16 protein-coding genes are annotated in these 15,348 nt (G+C 61.8%); 11 read left to right on the top strand and 5 right to left on the bottom strand.

Annotated elements, in window-relative coordinates:
• The first annotated feature begins 69 nt into the window (after window positions 1-69).
• From AC1D3C_RS10490 to AC1D3C_RS10500, 3 genes are read left to right on the top strand one after another with little or no spacing between them, the layout of a single operon-like run.
• A complete protein-coding gene (locus tag AC1D3C_RS10490; RefSeq protein ID WP_477482828.1) occupies window positions 70-1,020 on the top strand; it encodes a carbohydrate ABC transporter permease in 951 nt (316 codons plus the stop codon).
• A complete protein-coding gene (locus AC1D3C_RS10495) occupies window positions 1,010-1,873 on the top strand; it encodes a carbohydrate ABC transporter permease (protein ID WP_477482829.1) in 864 nt (287 codons plus the stop codon). Before AC1D3C_RS10490 ends, AC1D3C_RS10495 begins: the two co-directional genes overlap by 11 nt.
• A gap of 1 nt (window position 1,874) precedes the next feature.
• Entirely contained in the window at window positions 1,875-2,615 is a 741-nt protein-coding gene (locus AC1D3C_RS10500) for a tyrosine-protein phosphatase (RefSeq protein ID WP_477482830.1), read from the top strand.
• 37 nt (window positions 2,616-2,652) lie between these two features.
• Here AC1D3C_RS10500 and AC1D3C_RS10505 read toward each other — a convergent pair whose 3' ends face one another.
• Together AC1D3C_RS10505 and AC1D3C_RS10510 are read right to left on the bottom strand one after the other, a co-directional pair.
• A complete protein-coding gene (locus tag AC1D3C_RS10505) occupies window positions 2,653-3,624 on the bottom strand; it encodes a S1C family serine protease (protein ID WP_477482831.1) in 972 nt (323 codons plus the stop codon).
• A gap of 100 nt (window positions 3,625-3,724) precedes the next feature.
• Window positions 3,725-4,522 carry an NAD-dependent epimerase/dehydratase family protein gene (locus AC1D3C_RS10510; protein WP_477482832.1) on the bottom strand — a complete coding sequence of 266 codons (798 nt, stop codon included), beginning with the start codon at window positions 4,520-4,522 and terminating at the stop codon, window positions 3,725-3,727.
• A 198-nt stretch (window positions 4,523-4,720) separates the two neighbouring features.
• Here AC1D3C_RS10510 and AC1D3C_RS10515 point away from each other — a divergent pair, with 198 nt between their 5' ends.
• From AC1D3C_RS10515 to AC1D3C_RS10550, 8 genes are all read left to right on the top strand, one after another.
• Window positions 4,721-5,473, top strand: coding sequence for a FadR/GntR family transcriptional regulator (locus AC1D3C_RS10515; protein ID WP_038543797.1), 753 nt, complete (start codon window positions 4,721-4,723; stop codon window positions 5,471-5,473).
• Between the two features lie 75 nt (window positions 5,474-5,548).
• A complete protein-coding gene (gene kdgD, locus AC1D3C_RS10520; RefSeq protein ID WP_247032895.1) occupies window positions 5,549-6,454 on the top strand; it encodes a 5-dehydro-4-deoxyglucarate dehydratase in 906 nt (301 codons plus the stop codon).
• A gap of 3 nt (window positions 6,455-6,457) precedes the next feature.
• A complete protein-coding gene (locus tag AC1D3C_RS10525) occupies window positions 6,458-7,594 on the top strand; it encodes a mandelate racemase/muconate lactonizing enzyme family protein (protein WP_477482833.1) in 1,137 nt (378 codons plus the stop codon).
• The gene (locus tag AC1D3C_RS10530; RefSeq protein ID WP_477482834.1) at window positions 7,594-8,460 is read left to right on the top strand and encodes an amidohydrolase family protein; all 867 of its coding nucleotides are present in this window, start codon (window positions 7,594-7,596) and stop codon (window positions 8,458-8,460) included. The genes AC1D3C_RS10525 and AC1D3C_RS10530 overlap by 1 nt, the downstream gene beginning before the upstream one ends.
• Window positions 8,461-8,540: 80 nt before the next feature.
• Complete coding sequence (locus AC1D3C_RS10535; RefSeq protein ID WP_038543802.1) at window positions 8,541-9,512, top strand: TRAP transporter substrate-binding protein; 972 nt, start codon at window positions 8,541-8,543, stop codon at window positions 9,510-9,512.
• An 89-nt stretch (window positions 9,513-9,601) separates the two neighbouring features.
• Window positions 9,602-10,123 carry a TRAP transporter small permease gene (locus AC1D3C_RS10540; RefSeq protein ID WP_038543805.1) on the top strand — a complete coding sequence of 174 codons (522 nt, stop codon included), beginning with the start codon at window positions 9,602-9,604 and terminating at the stop codon, window positions 10,121-10,123.
• Complete coding sequence (locus AC1D3C_RS10545; RefSeq protein WP_477482835.1) at window positions 10,123-11,403, top strand: TRAP transporter large permease; 1,281 nt, start codon at window positions 10,123-10,125, stop codon at window positions 11,401-11,403. Before AC1D3C_RS10540 ends, AC1D3C_RS10545 begins: the two co-directional genes overlap by 1 nt.
• Window positions 11,404-11,471: 68 nt before the next feature.
• Window positions 11,472-12,905, top strand: coding sequence for an aldehyde dehydrogenase family protein (locus tag AC1D3C_RS10550; RefSeq protein ID WP_477482836.1), 1,434 nt, complete (start codon window positions 11,472-11,474; stop codon window positions 12,903-12,905).
• 59 nt (window positions 12,906-12,964) lie between these two features.
• Here AC1D3C_RS10550 and msrA read toward each other — a convergent pair whose 3' ends face one another.
• From msrA to AC1D3C_RS10565, 3 genes are all read right to left on the bottom strand, one after another.
• Complete coding sequence (msrA, locus tag AC1D3C_RS10555; RefSeq protein ID WP_477482837.1) at window positions 12,965-13,486, bottom strand: peptide-methionine (S)-S-oxide reductase MsrA; 522 nt, start codon at window positions 13,484-13,486, stop codon at window positions 12,965-12,967.
• 74 nt (window positions 13,487-13,560) lie between these two features.
• A complete protein-coding gene (locus tag AC1D3C_RS10560; RefSeq protein ID WP_477482838.1) occupies window positions 13,561-14,253 on the bottom strand; it encodes a hypothetical protein in 693 nt (230 codons plus the stop codon).
• An 8-nt stretch (window positions 14,254-14,261) separates the two neighbouring features.
• Complete coding sequence (locus AC1D3C_RS10565; RefSeq protein ID WP_477482839.1) at window positions 14,262-15,314, bottom strand: ABC transporter ATP-binding protein; 1,053 nt, start codon at window positions 15,312-15,314, stop codon at window positions 14,262-14,264.
• Window positions 15,315-15,348 lie beyond the last annotated feature (34 nt).

Genomic DNA, 15,348 nt, shown 5'->3' on the forward strand with positions numbered 1-15,348 from the left:
AGATGCCGGGCGGATCTCGCTTTCCGTCCGGCATCGTTGTCCCCTAGGGATCCTTTCGGGGAAAATTCCATGACCGATATCCAGGCCGATCTCGCAAGACCGCTCACCCTTGCCCGAGCGCCCGCAACGGCGCGCCAGCGCGGCACATTCACCATACAGCCCTGGCTCTATCTCGCGCCGGCGCTTTGCCTCCTGATGATGTGGACCTATGTGCCGCTGGTCGAGGCATTCCAGCTCTCCTTCTACCAATGGAACATGCTGCCGAGCGCGCCGCAGCGCTATGTGGGCCTGACCAACTACCAGCGCCTGTTCGCCCTGCCCGAGATGCGCGCCGCCCTCTGGAACACGCTTTTCTACATTCTCGGCCTCTTCCCGATGTCGGTGATCATTCCGCTCTTCGTGGCGATCTGGACCCAGGATCTCGAAGGCCGCGCCCGGACCATCTATCGCGCGCTGATCTTCGTGCCGATGATCGTAGCCCCCGTGGTCGCCGCCATCCTCTGGCGCTGGCTGCTCAACGAGGACCAGGGCCTCATCACGCTCGGCCTGGAGACGATCGGTCTCGGCCGCATCGGCTTCCTGACCGACCCGAGATACGCACTTGCAACGCTGACCTGGATCACCGGCTGGAAGCTGATCGGCTTTTCCACCCTCTTATTTTCCGCCGCCAACGCCGGCATCAATTCCTCCTATATCGAGGCGGCGCGCATCGACGGTGCCAGCCGCTGGGGGATCATCCGCGACATCCGCCTGCCGCTGCTTTCGCCGACCATCCTGCTTCTGTCGATGATGACGATCCTGTTCGGGGCGCAGTGGAGCTTTGCCTATATCAACGTGCTCACCAATGGCGGCCCGCTGAAATCGACCACCAACATCTTCTACCTGCTCTGGGAATACGGTTTCCAGACTATGTCGGCCGGCTGGAGCTCGGCGGCCGGCATGATCGCCTTTGCCGGTTTTGCGGTCATCGCGGCGGGATGCATGTGGCTCACGAAAAGGTTCGCGGTCTATGACAATTGACGCCTCCCCCGACAGCATCGCGTTCGCTTCCGGCGGTCCAAAGTCCGGGAGCGCCCGCCGGCTTGCGGTGCATGCCGTGATGATCGTCCTGTCCTTGCTGTCGATCTTTCCGATCTACTGGATGATCGTCACCTCGCTTCGGCCGGAAAACGAGATCTTCTCCACCTCGCTCTGGCCGTCCAACCCGTCGTTCGAAAATTATGTCTTCGTGCTGACCCGCATTCCGATCATGGGCATGCTGGTCAACACCACGATCGTATCCGCAGCGACCGCCCTTCTGCAGGTCGTGACCGGCCTATTCGCGGCCTATGCGCTGGTGCGCTGGCGCATGCGCCTTTCCGGCGTCATCCACGGGCTTATCGCGCTCTCCTGGCTGGTGCCGTTCCAGGTCACGATGATCCCGAACTACGTGCTCGCCTCGCGGCTCGGCCTCCTCGATACGCTGACCGGTCTGATTGTGCCGAATGCGGCGCATGCCTTCGCCATCCTGCTGCTCTATAACGCGATGCGCTCCTTCCCGACCGAGATCCTCGAAGCGGCGCGCATCGATGGCGCCAGAAGCTGGAAGATCCTCTGGCAGATCGTCGTGCCGAACATGGGCGCGCCGATCGCCTCCCTGTCGATCATCGCCTTCATCTCCGCCTGGAACGAATATTTCTGGCCGCTGCTCCTGTCGCGAAAGCCGGAGAACTCCGTCGTCCAGATCGGCCTGCAGATGTTCATGACCCAGGAGGGCAATCTCTGGGGGCCGCTGATGGCGGCCGCCGCACTCGCCAGCCTGCCGATCCTGATCATCTACCTGGTCCTGCAACGCCACGTCATCGAATCCTTCATGAAATCCGGAATCCGCTGAGATGTTAGCCTACGAACGCCTGATCGCGCTGGAAGGCGCCCACAATGTCCGCGACCTCGGCGGTTACCAGACCGCATATGGCGGTCTCACCCGTTGGCGCTCGATCCTGCGCGGCGACGCATTGCATCGCCTAAGCGCGGCCGACATCGAAACCTTGCTGGACAACGGACTGGCCACCGTCATCGACCTGCGCAACGCCCACGAGATCGCCGTTGAAGCCAACCCATTCGCGGGTCATGCCGAAGTGCGCTACCACAACACGCCGCTGTTTTCGGCGCTGGCACCGGTCGAGATGATGGCGAATGCCGTCTTGAGTTTCGACATGGGCGATCGTTATTGCAAGGCGATCGACGACTGCCAGCCGGCGATTGCCGAAGTCCTGAAGACCATCGCCGATGCGCCTGATGGAGCGGTGCTCTTCCATTGCAGCGCCGGCAAGGACCGCACCGGCGTGATCTCGGCACTGCTGCTTGCCAATGCCGGCGTCGATGAGATGACCATCGTTGAAGACTATGCTCTGACGGCGACCATCTCCGGGCCGCTGATCGCGCGCCTCAGGGACCGCGCCCTCGGCCGCGGCACCTCGCCCGAACTGGTCGATATCGTTCTTGCCTCCGAACCGCGCAGCATGCGGCAGGCACTGGACCATATCCGTTATCGCCACGGCGGTATCGGGGCCTATCTCTCGTCGCTCGGCCTCGATGAAACCGCACGGGAAAGACTTCGCAACCGGCTGGCTTAGGACCTCGAGGACGAGGACCTGAAGAGAAACAGCATGCTCAGCTCTGCGGCCGTGCGGCTGGAACCAGCACGCGGTCGACGATCCGCGCCTCGAGGTCGTAGACGGAGATCGGCGTCTCCTTGCCGATCCGGGTCCCGTCCAGCAAACGGATCAGATCATCGGCGCCGCCGACGGGCTGGCCGTCGATCGCCAGGATGAAATCGCCCTCCTTCAGGCCCGCCAGATCGGCTGGGCTGCCGGGATCGATGCGGCGAATGCGCACCGTCGTCTCCTGCAACATGCCGGCCTTCACCGCGACGCGGCGCGGTAGAGCGGTCGTATCGACGACGATGCCGATGAAGGCGCGCCGCACGTGGCCGAAGCGCAGGATCTCCGAGACGACGAAATTGGCCGTGTTGGAGGCAACCGCAAAGGCAATGCCCTGCGCGCCGCGGATCACCGCCGTGTTGACGCCGACCACCTCACCGGAGGCAGACACCAGCGGCCCGCCGGAATTGCCCGGATTAAGTGCGGCATCGGTCTGCACGACGTCGTCGATCAAGCGCCCCGTGGACGACCGCATCGAGCGACCCAAAGCCGAAACGACGCCTGATGTCACCGACCAGTCGAAACCGAGGGGATTGCCGATCGCGATGGCGATATGGCCACGCCGCAGTTTTTGGGAATCGCCGAGCCGTGCCCAGGCCTGCACGTCCATGTCGGCACGCACCAGCGCGATATCGGTATCGGCATCGCGGCCGAGAACAGCGCCCTGCCCGACCGCTCCGTTGGCGCTGCGGATACGGACGGTCTTGGCGTCTGCCACAACATGGTGGTTGGTGATGATCAGGCCGTCGGGCGAAATCGCAAAGCCCGACCCGTGGCCCCCTTGGCCAGCAACGCCGCCCAGCCGCTCGATGCGGCTGACGGCAGGACCGACGCGGTCGACCGCGCCGGCAACCGTCTCCGAATAGGCGTCGAGAAGCACGCTATCTTCGGGGACGGGAGGATTGATATCGATAAATCCCATCACAAGAACTCCGGAAAACACCTTCTCGGAAAAGGGAAGGTTGTAGAAGAAGCTGATGTGGTGGGCCTAAAAGGCAGAAACAAGAACCCGCCGTGCGGGCTCAGTCCTCGGCGAAGATCGGGTCCTGGGTGAACATGCCGCCCTGGTAAACCGCAAGCGCCGAGGTCGGTGCCGGACGCGGAACGCTGGCTTCCAGTTCGGCGCGATAACGTTCTGCATTGTCCTTCGGCTTCCAGCCGAGATAGGACGCATGCGAATTGTCCCACCACTTGCTGTCATTGTCGGAAATGCCCCAGATGATCGGGCAGCCGAGCATCGGGGTCCGGAAGACGCAGCCGATCAGCGACATGAAGTCGTCATGTGACATCCAGCCGGACAGCATGCGGTGGTTGATCGGTTTTTCGAAGCAGCTGCCGATCCTGACCAGCGCCGTCTCCTGGCCGAATTTCTCGAAATACATGCGCGCCAGAGCCTCGCCGAAACATTTCGAAACACCGTAGAGCCCGTCCGGCTTCATCGGAGCCTTGACGTCGATATGCTCGTCCTGCCGGTAAAACCCGACGACATGGTTGGAACTGGCGAACAGGATGCGCGGCTGCCCATGCGCCCGGGCAGCTTCGTAGAGATTGTAGAGGCCGAGCAGGTTGGCATTGAGGATCTTCGAAAACTTGTCCTCCACCGAAACCCCGCCGAGATGCAGGATACCGTCGCAGCCCTCGACCAGCTTCATGACCGCATCTGCATCCGCGAGATCGCAGACGACCAGCTCCTCATTTGGGCCGGCAGTGCCGAGATCGACGATATCGGACAGGCGAAGCGTTTCGGCGAACCCGGCAAGACGGCTACGCATGGCGCGTCCGAGGCCGCCGGCGGCACCGGTGATCAAAAGTCTTTTCAAGAAATCATCCTCCGAAAGCGGCCCGTCGGCCGCGGCAATCCAGTTCATTGGCCAACTTGTTCGTGACAAGCTTCAATACTTATCATACATGTTGAGAAAGCTCGGTCAACAAGTCGGAGCCGGCTTGGCGCGGTCGCTTAAGCTTGACACGCGGGTTGACGCGATATTGTGATGCGCCGCCGAGCAGGGAGGAATGAAATGAGCGTAGAAACCAGACTCGATACCGGCAGGGGATCGAGGACGCTAGTTTCTCGCCTCGGAGAAACGTTGCGCCAGGCGATTGCAGCGGGTCAGTTTCCGCCGGGCTCGCGCCTGCCGAGCGAAGCACAGCTGACCGAGGCGCACGGCGTCAGCCGCACCGTCGTCCGCGAGGCCATCGCATCGCTGCGCGCCGACCGCCTTGTGGAAGCCCGCCAGGGCGCCGGCGTCTTCGTGCTGGAGCCTTCGCGCAACGTGCAGCCGGTCATGCTCTCCCTCTCGAATATCGATCTCGCCCGCGTATCCTCGATGATCGAGCTCCTGGAGCTCAGAACCGCGGTGGAAGTCGAGGCTGCAGGGCTTGCGGCCCTTCGCCGCTCCCCTGCACAGGAAGAGGTCATTCTCGATCGCCATTATGCGGTCCGCGCCTGTCTCGAGGCCGCAAAACCGACCAGCGAGGCGGATTTCGCGCTGCATCTTGCCATTGCCGAAGCTACCAACAATCCCCGCTTCCGCGAATTCCTGACGATGATCGGCCGCAGCCTGATCCCGCGCGCAGCATTACGCCCGGACGATTCGGAGGCCGACCAGGCAGCCTATATCAAGCTGCTCGACGAGGAGCATAATGCCATTGTCGTGGCGATTTCCGACGGCGACGAAGACCGTGCCCGCGACGCCATGCGCCGGCATCTGCGGGGTGCGCAGCTGCGTTATCGCACCCTCCTCCGGGAGCTTCGGGAAGCTGTAAGATGACTTGTTGACACAAGTCGACGCAACCTGTACGACAATTTTTGTCTGGAGGAGACGCTTACAAAGGAAATCCGCATGATGACGCCTGAAGAAATCAAGGTCGCACTTGGTGCCGGCCTGCTGTCCTTTCCCGTCACCCATTTCGACAAGGAAGGCCAGTTCCAGCCGGAAAGCTATCGCCGCCATGTCGAATGGCTGTCGGGCTATGATGCACCGGTCCTGTTTGCCGCCGGCGGCACGGGCGAATTCTTCTCGCTGTCTCCCAATGAGGTCCCCACAATCGTTTCCGCCGCCAAGGAGGCCGCCGGCAAGACCGCAATCGTCTCCGGCTGCGGTTTCGGCACGCATGTGGGCGTCGAGATGGCCCGCGCGGTCGAAAAGGCCGGCGCCGACGGCATCCTGCTGCTGCCGCATTACATGATCGATGCACCGCAGGAAGGCCTCTACCAGCATGTGAAACGCATCTGCCAGTCGGTTGGCATCGGCGTCATGGTTTACAACCGCGACAACTCGATCCTGTCGGTGGACACCCTGAAGCGCCTCTGCGACGAATGCCCGAACCTGATCGGCTTCAAGGACGGAAGCGGCGATATCGGGCTTGTCCGGCAGATCACCGCCACCATGGGCGACCGGTTGATGTATCTCGGCGGCATGCCGACGGCCGAGCTCTTCGCCGAAGCCTATCTCGGCGCCGGCTTCACCACCTATTCCTCGGCCGTCTTCAACTTCGTGCCGGGCCTTGCCGTCGAGTTCTATAAGGCGCTGCGCGCCGGCAACCGCACCCGCTGCGAGGAAATCCTCAAGGACTTCTTCTACCCCTTCATGGCGATCCGCAACCGCCGCAAGGGTTATGCCGTCTCGGCCATCAAGGCCGGCGTGCGCCTGCAGGGTTTTGACGCCGGCAAGGTGCGTCCGCCGCTCGACGACCTGACGGCGGAAGAAGAAGACATGCTCCTGAAGCTCATCGGCCCCTGGAAGCGCTAACCCATGAAGATCGCTTCGGTTCGCACCCACCTTCTCGAACACAGGCTCGACGTCGCCTTCGAAAGCGCCTCGATGCGCTTCGATCGCCGCGCCCATGTGCTCGTCGAGATCGAGTGCGATGACGGCACGATCGGCTGGGGCGAATGCCTCGGCCCGGCCCGGCCGAATGCGGCCGTGGTCGCGACCTATGCGAACTGGCTGATGGGCGAAAATCCGCTCGAAACCGAAAAGATCTGGGCGCGGCTCTATAATGCGCTGCGCGATCAGGGTCAGCGCGGCCTTGCCGTCACGGCACTGTCCGGCATCGACATCGCGCTCTGGGATATCAAGGGCAAACATTTCGGCGTGCCGATCTCGATCCTGCTCGGTGGACGTTTCCGCGAGAGCGTCAGGGCCTACGCGACCGGCAGCTTCAAGCGCGACGGCGTCGACCGCGTGGAAGACAATGCCACCGACGTCGCCGGCTATTGGCAACAGGGTTTTCACGCCAGCAAGATCAAGATCGGCTTCGGCGTCGAGGAGGATCTGCGCGTCATCCGTGCCGTGCGCGACGCCGTCGGTCCTGACATGCGCCTGATGGTCGACGCCAACCACGGTTACGACGCCATCGAGGCGATCAAATTCGGCCAGGCGGCTGCTGAACTCAATATCGACTGGTTCGAGGAACCCGTGGTGCCGGAACAGCTTGCCGCCTACCGCGAAGTCCGCGCCCGCCAGCCGATCCCGGTTGCCGGCGGCGAGACCTGGCACAGCCGCTGGGGCATGCGCGAGCCGGTGGAAACCCGTGCCGTCGACATCCTGCAGCCGGACCTTGCCGGCGTTGGCGGTTTTACCGAAGCCAAGCGCGTCGCCGATCTGGCAGCCCTTCACGGCATTCGCGTCGTGCCGCATGTCTGGGGCACCGCTGTCCATATCGCCGCCGCATTGCAGTTCATGGCGGCGATGATCCCGAGCCCGGTTCGCGTTAATCCGATCGAACCGATCCTCGAATTCGACCGTACCCACAATCCGTTCCGTCAGGCGGTGATCAAAACCCCGATAGAACACGAGCGTGGCGTGGTGCAGATCCCGAACGGCCCCGGCCTTGGGATCGAGATCAACCGCGATGCGCTCAAAGAATTCCGCATGGGAGATATCTGATGCTCGTCCGCACCCTTTCCGGCACGCCGCCCAAGACCAAACTGCCCAAGGGCGCGATCGACACTCAGATGCATGCTTATCTGCCTGGCTTTCCATCGCTCCCCGGCGGTCCGGGCCTTCCTGCCGGAGACCTGCCGACACCGGCCCAGTATCTCCAGTTCATGCGCTGGATCGGCATCGATCGGGTCATCGTCACCCAGGGCAATGCCCAGCAGCGCGACAATTCCAATCTCAATGCCTGCCTTGCGGAGTTCGGCTCGATCGCCCGCGGCGTCTGCGTGATCGACAGCACCACATCGGAAGCCGAACTCGATAGCCTCGCAGCAGCCGGCAATGTCGGCGCCCGTATCATGGATCTGCCGGGCGGCGCGGTGAACCTGTCGGAACTCGAAGCCGTCGACGCCAAAGCGGCGTCCCGCAACTGGATGGTCGCCGTCCAATTCGACGGCAGCAACATCCTCGACCACGAAGAGCGCCTGAAGAACCTGAAGTCCCGCTGGGTCTTCGATCACCATGGCAAGTTCTTTTCAGGCGTGACACCGGACAGCCCGCAGATCGCAGCTGTCAAGCGGCTGATCGACGGTGGAAAATGCTGGTTCAAGTTTGCCGGCGTCTATGAATCTTCCAAGGCCGGCGGCCCGGACTATGCCGATGTCGCAGCCATCGCCCGCGAGATCGCCAGATATGCACCGGAACGCATCGTCTGGGGCACCAACTGGCCGCACAATCTCGCCCGCGAACAGGCAGATTATCCGGATGACCTGGCGCTGACCGACACCGTGCTCGGCTGGTTCCCGAACGATGCGGCACGCCAGCTCGCGCTCGTGAAAAACCCTGAAGAGCTTTACGGCCTGTCGGCCCAATAAGCGGCAAGGCAAGCCCTAGGAGACTGATAGTTCAAACGACCGGAGCACGGAGGCTCCGGCGATCAACGGAGGAGGACAACATGAAACTCACGAAACTGCTCGGCCTCGCATTCGGTCTCGCGCTCAGCGCGACCGCCGCCAATGCGCAGGTTACCCTGCGTTCCGCCGATATCCATCCGGATGGCTATCCGACCGTCGATGCCGTCAAATATATGGGCGAACTAATCTCCCAGCGCACCAACGGCCGCATCAAGATCCAGGTGATGAACAACTCGGTGCTGGGTGGCGAAAAGGACACGATCGAACAGACCCGTTTTGGCGTCATCGATTTGAACCGCGTCAATGCAGCGCCGTTCAACAACCTCGTGCCGCAAACCACCGTTCTCGGCCTGCCCTTCCTGTTCCGTTCGACCGAGCACATGCACAAGGTCGTCGACGGCCCGATCGGCGACGAAATCCTGAAAGCCTTCGAACCGCATGGCCTGATCGGTCTCGCTTACTACGATTCCGGCGCGCGCTCCTTCTACACGACCAAGAAGCCGATCACCAAGCTTGCCGACCTGAAGGGCATGAAGATCCGCGTCCAGCAGTCCGACCTCTGGATCGCCATGATGCAGGCCTTCGGCGCCAACCCGACCCCGATGCCGATGGGCGAAGTCTATTCCTCGCTCGAAACCGGTGTGGTCGACGGCGCAGAAAACAATTGGCCTTCCTATGAGTCCGCTCGTCACTACGAGATCGCCAAGAACTATACGCTGACCGAACATTCGCTGAACCCGGAAATCCTGGTCATGTCGAAGATCTCCTGGGACAAGCTGACGCCGGAAGACCAGAAGATCTTCCGCCAGGCAGCCAAGGACTCGGTCGTCAAGATGCGTGAGCTCTGGACTGCCCGCGAAAAGTCCTCGGAAGCCAAGGTTCGTGCTGCTGGCGCCAACATTATCAAGGTCAACAAGGACGAGTTCTCGGCAGCCATGAAGCCGGTCTATGACAAGTTCGTCACGGACGCGAAGCAAAAGGCTCTGCTGGAGCAGATCCAGGCCGTCAAGTAAGTTCGAAAAAGAAGCCGGCCCTCTGATCAGAGGGCCGGTTTTTCATTTCCGGCACCGGGGAACGTCGCCGGATCGTGGAGGACAGGTTCATGAGAAACTTCATGTTGGCCATCAAGCCAATTCTGGGCGGGCTCAGCCGCCTATCGCTTTATATTTCCGGCACCGGCATGATCGCCATGACCCTCATCGTCGGCTGGCAGGTCTTCGGCCGTTATATCCTGAACGACTCGCCGAGCTGGTCCGAGCCGCTGTCGCTCTACCTGATGTCGTGGTTCATCATGCTCGGAGCCGCCGTCGGTGTGCGTGAGAGCGTGCATCTCGGGCTCGATATCGTTCGTTACGTCATGCCACCGGCAATTCAGAAGGCCATGGACCTCCTGAGCCTCGGCCTGATCGTGCTGTTCGGGATAGGCATGGCCTATTATTCGACGCTGCTCGCCAAGGGCACGTGGTCGGCCACCATTCCCGTTCTCGGCTGGCCGGGCGGCACCGACTTCTTCCCGATGATCGTCGGAGGCGTCATGATCTCCCTTTTCGCTCTGGAGCGCTTCGTCGACGTCGCCATCGGCGAAGAAATTGCTGCTGACGTCCTCGTGCAGGAGGCTGCATAATGGCCTACGCCATTCTTTTCGGTTCCTTTACCTTCCTCATGCTGATCGGCATGCCGATCGCCTTCTGCCTTGGAATCGCGTCCTTCGCCACGGTCCTCTACATGGGCCTGCCGCCGATCGTCGTCTTCCAGCAGCTGAATTCCGGCATGAACGTCTTCGCCATGATGGCGATCCCGTTCTTCATCTTCGCTGGCGACCTGATGGTGCGCGGCGGCATTGCGCACAGGCTGATCCGCTTCGCAGCCGGCCTTGTCGGCCACATGCGCGGTGGTCTCGGCCAGGTCAACGTCGTTGCGTCGACGCTGTTCGGCGGCATTTCCGGCTCGGCCGTGGCGGACGCATCGGCCGTCGGCGGATTGATGATCCCGCAAATGGCTGCGCGCGGCTACGATAGGGATTATGCGGTGAACGTGACGGCCAATGCCGCCATCATCGCATTGATGATCCCGCCCTCGCACAACATGATCCTCTATTCGATCGCGGCGGGCGGCAACGTCTCCGTCGCCGACCTCTTCACTGCCGGCATCATTCCCGGCCTGCTGCTGGCCGGAGCGCTGATGATCACGGCCTGGTGGGTTGCCGTCAAACGCGGTTATCCGGCCGATCCGTTCCCGGGCTTTGCCCGCATCGGTTATTACTTTCTGGCTTCGCTGCCGGGCATCCTGCTGATCGCCATCATCTTCGGCGGCGTCCGCTCCGGCGTGTTCACGGCGACGGAAAGCTCCTGCATTGCGGTCCTCTACGCGTTCCTTGTGGCCATGCTCGTCTATCGAGAGCTGAACTGGGAAGGTTTCGTCGAGGCCGTCATGGGCGCGGTGCGCACCACCGCCATGGTACTACTGGTCATCGGCACCGCGGCCGCGTTCGGCTGGCTGATGGCATTCCTGCAGGTCCAGACGCTGATCATCGCGGCGATCGGAGCGATCTCCGACAATCCGATTATCGTGCTCCTGATGATCAACGTCATCCTGCTGGTGCTCGGCACGTTCATGGACATGGCGCCGATGGTCATCATCTCGACCCCGATTCTGCTGCCGGTCGTCAAAGCCTTCGGCATCGATCCTGTCCATTTTGGCGTCATCATGATCCTCAATGCCGGCATCGGCCTCAACACGCCGCCGGTCGGAACCGTGCTCTTCGTCAGTTGCGCGGTCGGCGGCATCACGATACGTGAAGCGATGCGCACGATCTGGCCTTTCTTCGGAGCCAGCATCGCAGTATTGCTGCTCGTGACTTATATCCCTGCCTTGTCGCTCTGGCTCCCAAACGTTTTCAAATGAGCGACTGAACAAGCTTTATCTGACGGTCCCGCCGCTTGGCGGGACCTTTCACATGAGAGGAGAGGTCCATGACCATCTACCAGAACCTGATCGCCGGCGAATGGGTCGGCTCGGACGCTTCCAAGAACATCAACCCGTCCGATACCAACGATGTCGTGGGCATGTATGCCCAGGGCAATGCCGAAGACGCCAAGCAGGCGATAGCAGCCGCCAAGGCCGCTTTCCCGGCCTGGTCACGTTCCGGCATCCTGGAGCGTCACGCTATTCTTCGGAAAGCTTCCGACGAAATCCTCGCCCGCAAGGAAGAACTAGGCGCGCTTCTCGCCCGCGAGGAAGGCAAGATCCTTCCCGAAGCGATCGGCGAAGTTACCCGCGCCGCCCAGATCTTCGATTTCTTCGCTGGAGAAGCGCTGCGCCTGACCGGCGAACTGGTGCCGTCCGCACGTCCGAACATCGGTGTCGAGATCACCCGCGAACCACTCGGCGTCATTGGCATCATCACGCCCTGGAATTTCCCGATCGCCATTCCGGCATGGAAGATCGCGCCGGCGCTCTGCTACGGCAACACTGTCGTGTTCAAGCCTGCCGATCTCGTGCCTGGCTGCGGCTGGGCGATCGTCGACATCCTCCACCGCGCTGGCCTGCCGAAGGGCGTTCTGAACCTCGTCATGGGCCGCGGCTCGGTCGTCGGCCAGGCCATGCTCGACAGCCCGGACCTCGCCGGCATCACGTTTACCGGCTCGACCGGCACCGGCAAGCGCGTTGCGCTGGCCTCGATCGAGCATAACCGCAAGTTCCAGCTCGAAATGGGCGGCAAGAACCCGATGGTCGTCCTCGATGACGCGGACATCAACGTCGCCGTCGAAGCGGCCGCCAATTCGGGCTTCTTCTCGACCGGACAGCGTTGCACCGCTTCGTCGCGCCTGATCGTGACCGAAGGCATCCACGACAAGTTCGTCGCAGCGCTCACCGAAAAGCTGAAGACGCTCAACGTCGACAACGCCTTGAAGGCCGGCAGCCATATCGGCCCGGTTGTCGACGACAAGCAGTTGAAGCAGGATACCGACTATATCGATATCGGCAAATCGGAAGGCGCCAAGCTCGCCTTCGGGGGCGAAATCGTCAAGCGCGACACGCCCGGCTTTTACCTCCAGCCGACGCTGTTTACCGAAGCCACCAACCAGATGCGCATCTCCCGCGAAGAGATTTTCGGACCGGTCGTATCCGTCATCCGGGTGAAAAACTACGAGGAAGCGCTGGCAACCGCCAACGACACGCCGTTCGGCCTGTCGGCCGGTATCGCGACCACCAGCCTCAAGCACGCGACGCATTTCAAGCGCAACTCGGAAGCCGGCATGGTGATGGTCAACCTGCCGACGGCAGGCGTCGATTTCCACGTGCCGTTCGGCGGCCGCAAGGCCTCGTCCTTCGGCCCGCGCGAACAGGGCAAATATGCCGCCGAGTTCTTCACCGTGGTGAAGACCGCCTATACGCTCGCGTAACAAAAAAAGGCGCTGCCATCTCGAGATGGCAGCGCCTTCAATTCGTGAATTGAGACGGGTTATTCAGCAGCAACGCTGGCGCGCTTCGGCAGCTTCCAGTTCGGGCGCGGAAAATGGCATGTATAGCCATTCGGATAACGCTCCAGGTAATCCTGATGCTCCGGTTCCGCCTGCCAGAAATCACCAACCGGCTCCACTTCCGTCACCACCTTGCCCGGCCATAAGCCCGATGCGTTGACATCGGCGATGGTGTCTTCGGCGACGCGCTTCTGTTCATCGTTCTCATAATAGATCGCCGAGCGGTAGCTCATGCCGACATCGTTGCCTTGGCGGTTCTTGGTCGATGGATCGTGGATCTGGAAGAAGAATTCCAGAATATCGCGATAGCTGGTCTTGGCCGGATCGAAGATTATCTCGATTGCTTCGGCATGGGTGCCATGATTGCGATAGGTCGCATTCGGCACATCGCCGCCGCTATAACCGACGCGGGTCGATACCACACCGGGCAGACGCCGGATCAGGTCCTGCATGCCCCAGAAACAACCTCCGGCCAGAACGGCCCGTTCGGTAGACGTCGTCATGCTTTCCTCCTTCGGTTTTGGATTTGCACCTAAAATGGCGATCCGACGGAAGAAATTCAATCCATCACCGCCACTCAGCCAGTTGCCGCCTCGACGATCGGACGCACCGCCTCCTCCAGGCTCTTCGGCGTCGTGCCGGTGACGATGACACCGAGCAACGGCGCCGCGATGCCGGCCGCCTTCAGCCTTGCCATATCGGCGGCCACGAAACGCTTCTGGCTCGGCGCGATGACCGGAATGCCGGCCTTCGAGGTGATTTCCGTGTAGCGGGCAAGATCGGTCTCGTCGAGCGGCCTGCCGTAATCGGCAAACGACGCAACAGACGCCTCCATCATCGCGCCGGGAATGGCGACGATGGTCTTCAAATCCTCGTCAGTGCTTTTCTCGCCGAGCGCCGGGATCGGGCGGAGCTTCGACTGCAGCAGATGCGGCTGAAGATGGTCGAAATAGACATTGAACCCTTCAAAACCAAGATCCGCCAAGGCATCGAGCTCGTCCGGCGTCGGCACCGTCTCCTGGCCGGCCATTACCAGCAGCGGCACCCCGAGCGGCGCCAGCTTCCCGAAGAACGGTCGTTCCTCGGCAAAACTGCCGAATGTGGTGCCGGTGGCGCGATGATAGGCGTTGAGATGCACCTTGATCGCAAACGCCCCTGCCCCGATCGCCGCCTTGGCAAGATCGAGGTCGTGGCGGGCGAGCGAGACGATGACCGGGAATTTGCCGCCGCGCAGCGCCTTGGTGAGCTTGGTTTCGGGGTAATTCGGCATCACGGGCCTCAGTTCAGACGCTGGCCGCCATCGGCGGCGAAGAGATGGATATTGCCGAGTTCCGGCCGCACCCGGATCGTTGCCCCCGGCGACAACGATACCCGCTCGCGAAACACGCCGGTCACCAGCGTCTCGCCAAGCTTCATAGTCACCTGCGTCTCGGAGCCCATCGGCTCGACCAGCACGATTTCCGCCGGCACGCCGCTCTCGTCCAGGGCAAAATGTTCGGGACGAATGCCGTAGACCGCCTTTCGGTCCTTGTGCTCGTGCGCTACCTCAGGCAGCGGCAGCAGAATACCGGGCGCGGAGAAACCGTCAGGCGTAATCGTGCCGGTCAAAAAATTCATCGACGGTGAGCCGATGAAGCCCGCTACGAACTGATTGGCCGGCCGGTCGTAAAGGTCGAGTGGTGCCCCGATCTGCTCGACCTTACCGCCGTTCAGTACGACGATCTTGTCGGCCATGGTCATCGCCTCGACCTGGTCGTGGGTGACGTAGATGGTGGTCGTCTTCAGCCTCTGGTGGAGGCTTTTGATCTCGCCGCGCATGACGACGCGCAGTTTCGCGTCAAGATTGGAAAGCGGCTCATCGAACAGGAACACTTTGGGATCACGCACGATCGCCCGGCCCATCGCAACGCGCTGGCGCTGGCCACCGGAAAGCTGGCGCGGGTAGCGATCGAGCAAGGGCGCAAGGCCAAGGATGTCGGCGGCCCATTTGACACGTTCGGCGATCTCCGCCTTGCTGCCGCCGCGATGCTCCAGCGAGAAGCCCATATTGGTGGCAACGGTCATATGAGGATAAAGCGCATAGTTCTGGAAGACCATGGCGATGTCTCGGTCCTTGGGGTCGAGGTCGTTGACCACCCGCCCGCCGATATTCACCTCGCCGCCGGTAATTGTCTCCAGCCCGGCGACCATCCTGAGCAGCGTGGACTTGCCGCAGCCGGACGGGCCGACGAGCACCACGAACTCGCCGTCGGTGATGCCGAGGTCGATGCCGTGGATGATGTCGACGGCGCCATAGCTCTTGCGGACATTGGAAAGGGTAACTTCAGCCATCAATCAGATTTCCGTTTCTTCAGCCTCAGTGTTT

This window comes from Neorhizobium sp. P1_A6 (assembly GCF_056406795.1).

What these genes read in the sequence shown, in the direction of transcription:
- AC1D3C_RS10515 (WP_038543797.1), top strand. Translation starts at nt 4,721, where the DNA reads ATGAGCGTAGAAACCAGACTCGATACCGGCAGGGGATCGAGGACGCTA.
- AC1D3C_RS10500 (WP_477482830.1), top strand. Translation starts at nt 1,875, where the DNA reads ATGTTAGCCTACGAACGCCTGATCGCGCTGGAAGGCGCCCACAATGTC.
- AC1D3C_RS10545 (WP_477482835.1), top strand. Translation starts at nt 10,123, where the DNA reads ATGGCCTACGCCATTCTTTTCGGTTCCTTTACCTTCCTCATGCTGATC.
- msrA (WP_477482837.1), bottom strand. Translation starts at nt 13,486, where the DNA reads ATGACGACGTCTACCGAACGGGCCGTTCTGGCCGGAGGTTGTTTCTGG.
- AC1D3C_RS10550 (WP_477482836.1), top strand. Translation starts at nt 11,472, where the DNA reads ATGACCATCTACCAGAACCTGATCGCCGGCGAATGGGTCGGCTCGGAC.
- AC1D3C_RS10530 (WP_477482834.1), top strand. Translation starts at nt 7,594, where the DNA reads ATGCTCGTCCGCACCCTTTCCGGCACGCCGCCCAAGACCAAACTGCCC.
- kdgD (WP_247032895.1), top strand. Translation starts at nt 5,549, where the DNA reads ATGACGCCTGAAGAAATCAAGGTCGCACTTGGTGCCGGCCTGCTGTCC.
- AC1D3C_RS10505 (WP_477482831.1), bottom strand. Translation starts at nt 3,624, where the DNA reads ATGGGATTTATCGATATCAATCCTCCCGTCCCCGAAGATAGCGTGCTT.
- AC1D3C_RS10565 (WP_477482839.1), bottom strand. Translation starts at nt 15,314, where the DNA reads ATGGCTGAAGTTACCCTTTCCAATGTCCGCAAGAGCTATGGCGCCGTC.
- AC1D3C_RS10495 (WP_477482829.1), top strand. Translation starts at nt 1,010, where the DNA reads ATGACAATTGACGCCTCCCCCGACAGCATCGCGTTCGCTTCCGGCGGT.
- AC1D3C_RS10560 (WP_477482838.1), bottom strand. Translation starts at nt 14,253, where the DNA reads ATGCCGAATTACCCCGAAACCAAGCTCACCAAGGCGCTGCGCGGCGGC.
- AC1D3C_RS10540 (WP_038543805.1), top strand. Translation starts at nt 9,602, where the DNA reads ATGAGAAACTTCATGTTGGCCATCAAGCCAATTCTGGGCGGGCTCAGC.
- AC1D3C_RS10525 (WP_477482833.1), top strand. Translation starts at nt 6,458, where the DNA reads ATGAAGATCGCTTCGGTTCGCACCCACCTTCTCGAACACAGGCTCGAC.
- AC1D3C_RS10490 (WP_477482828.1), top strand. Translation starts at nt 70, where the DNA reads ATGACCGATATCCAGGCCGATCTCGCAAGACCGCTCACCCTTGCCCGA.
- AC1D3C_RS10535 (WP_038543802.1), top strand. Translation starts at nt 8,541, where the DNA reads ATGAAACTCACGAAACTGCTCGGCCTCGCATTCGGTCTCGCGCTCAGC.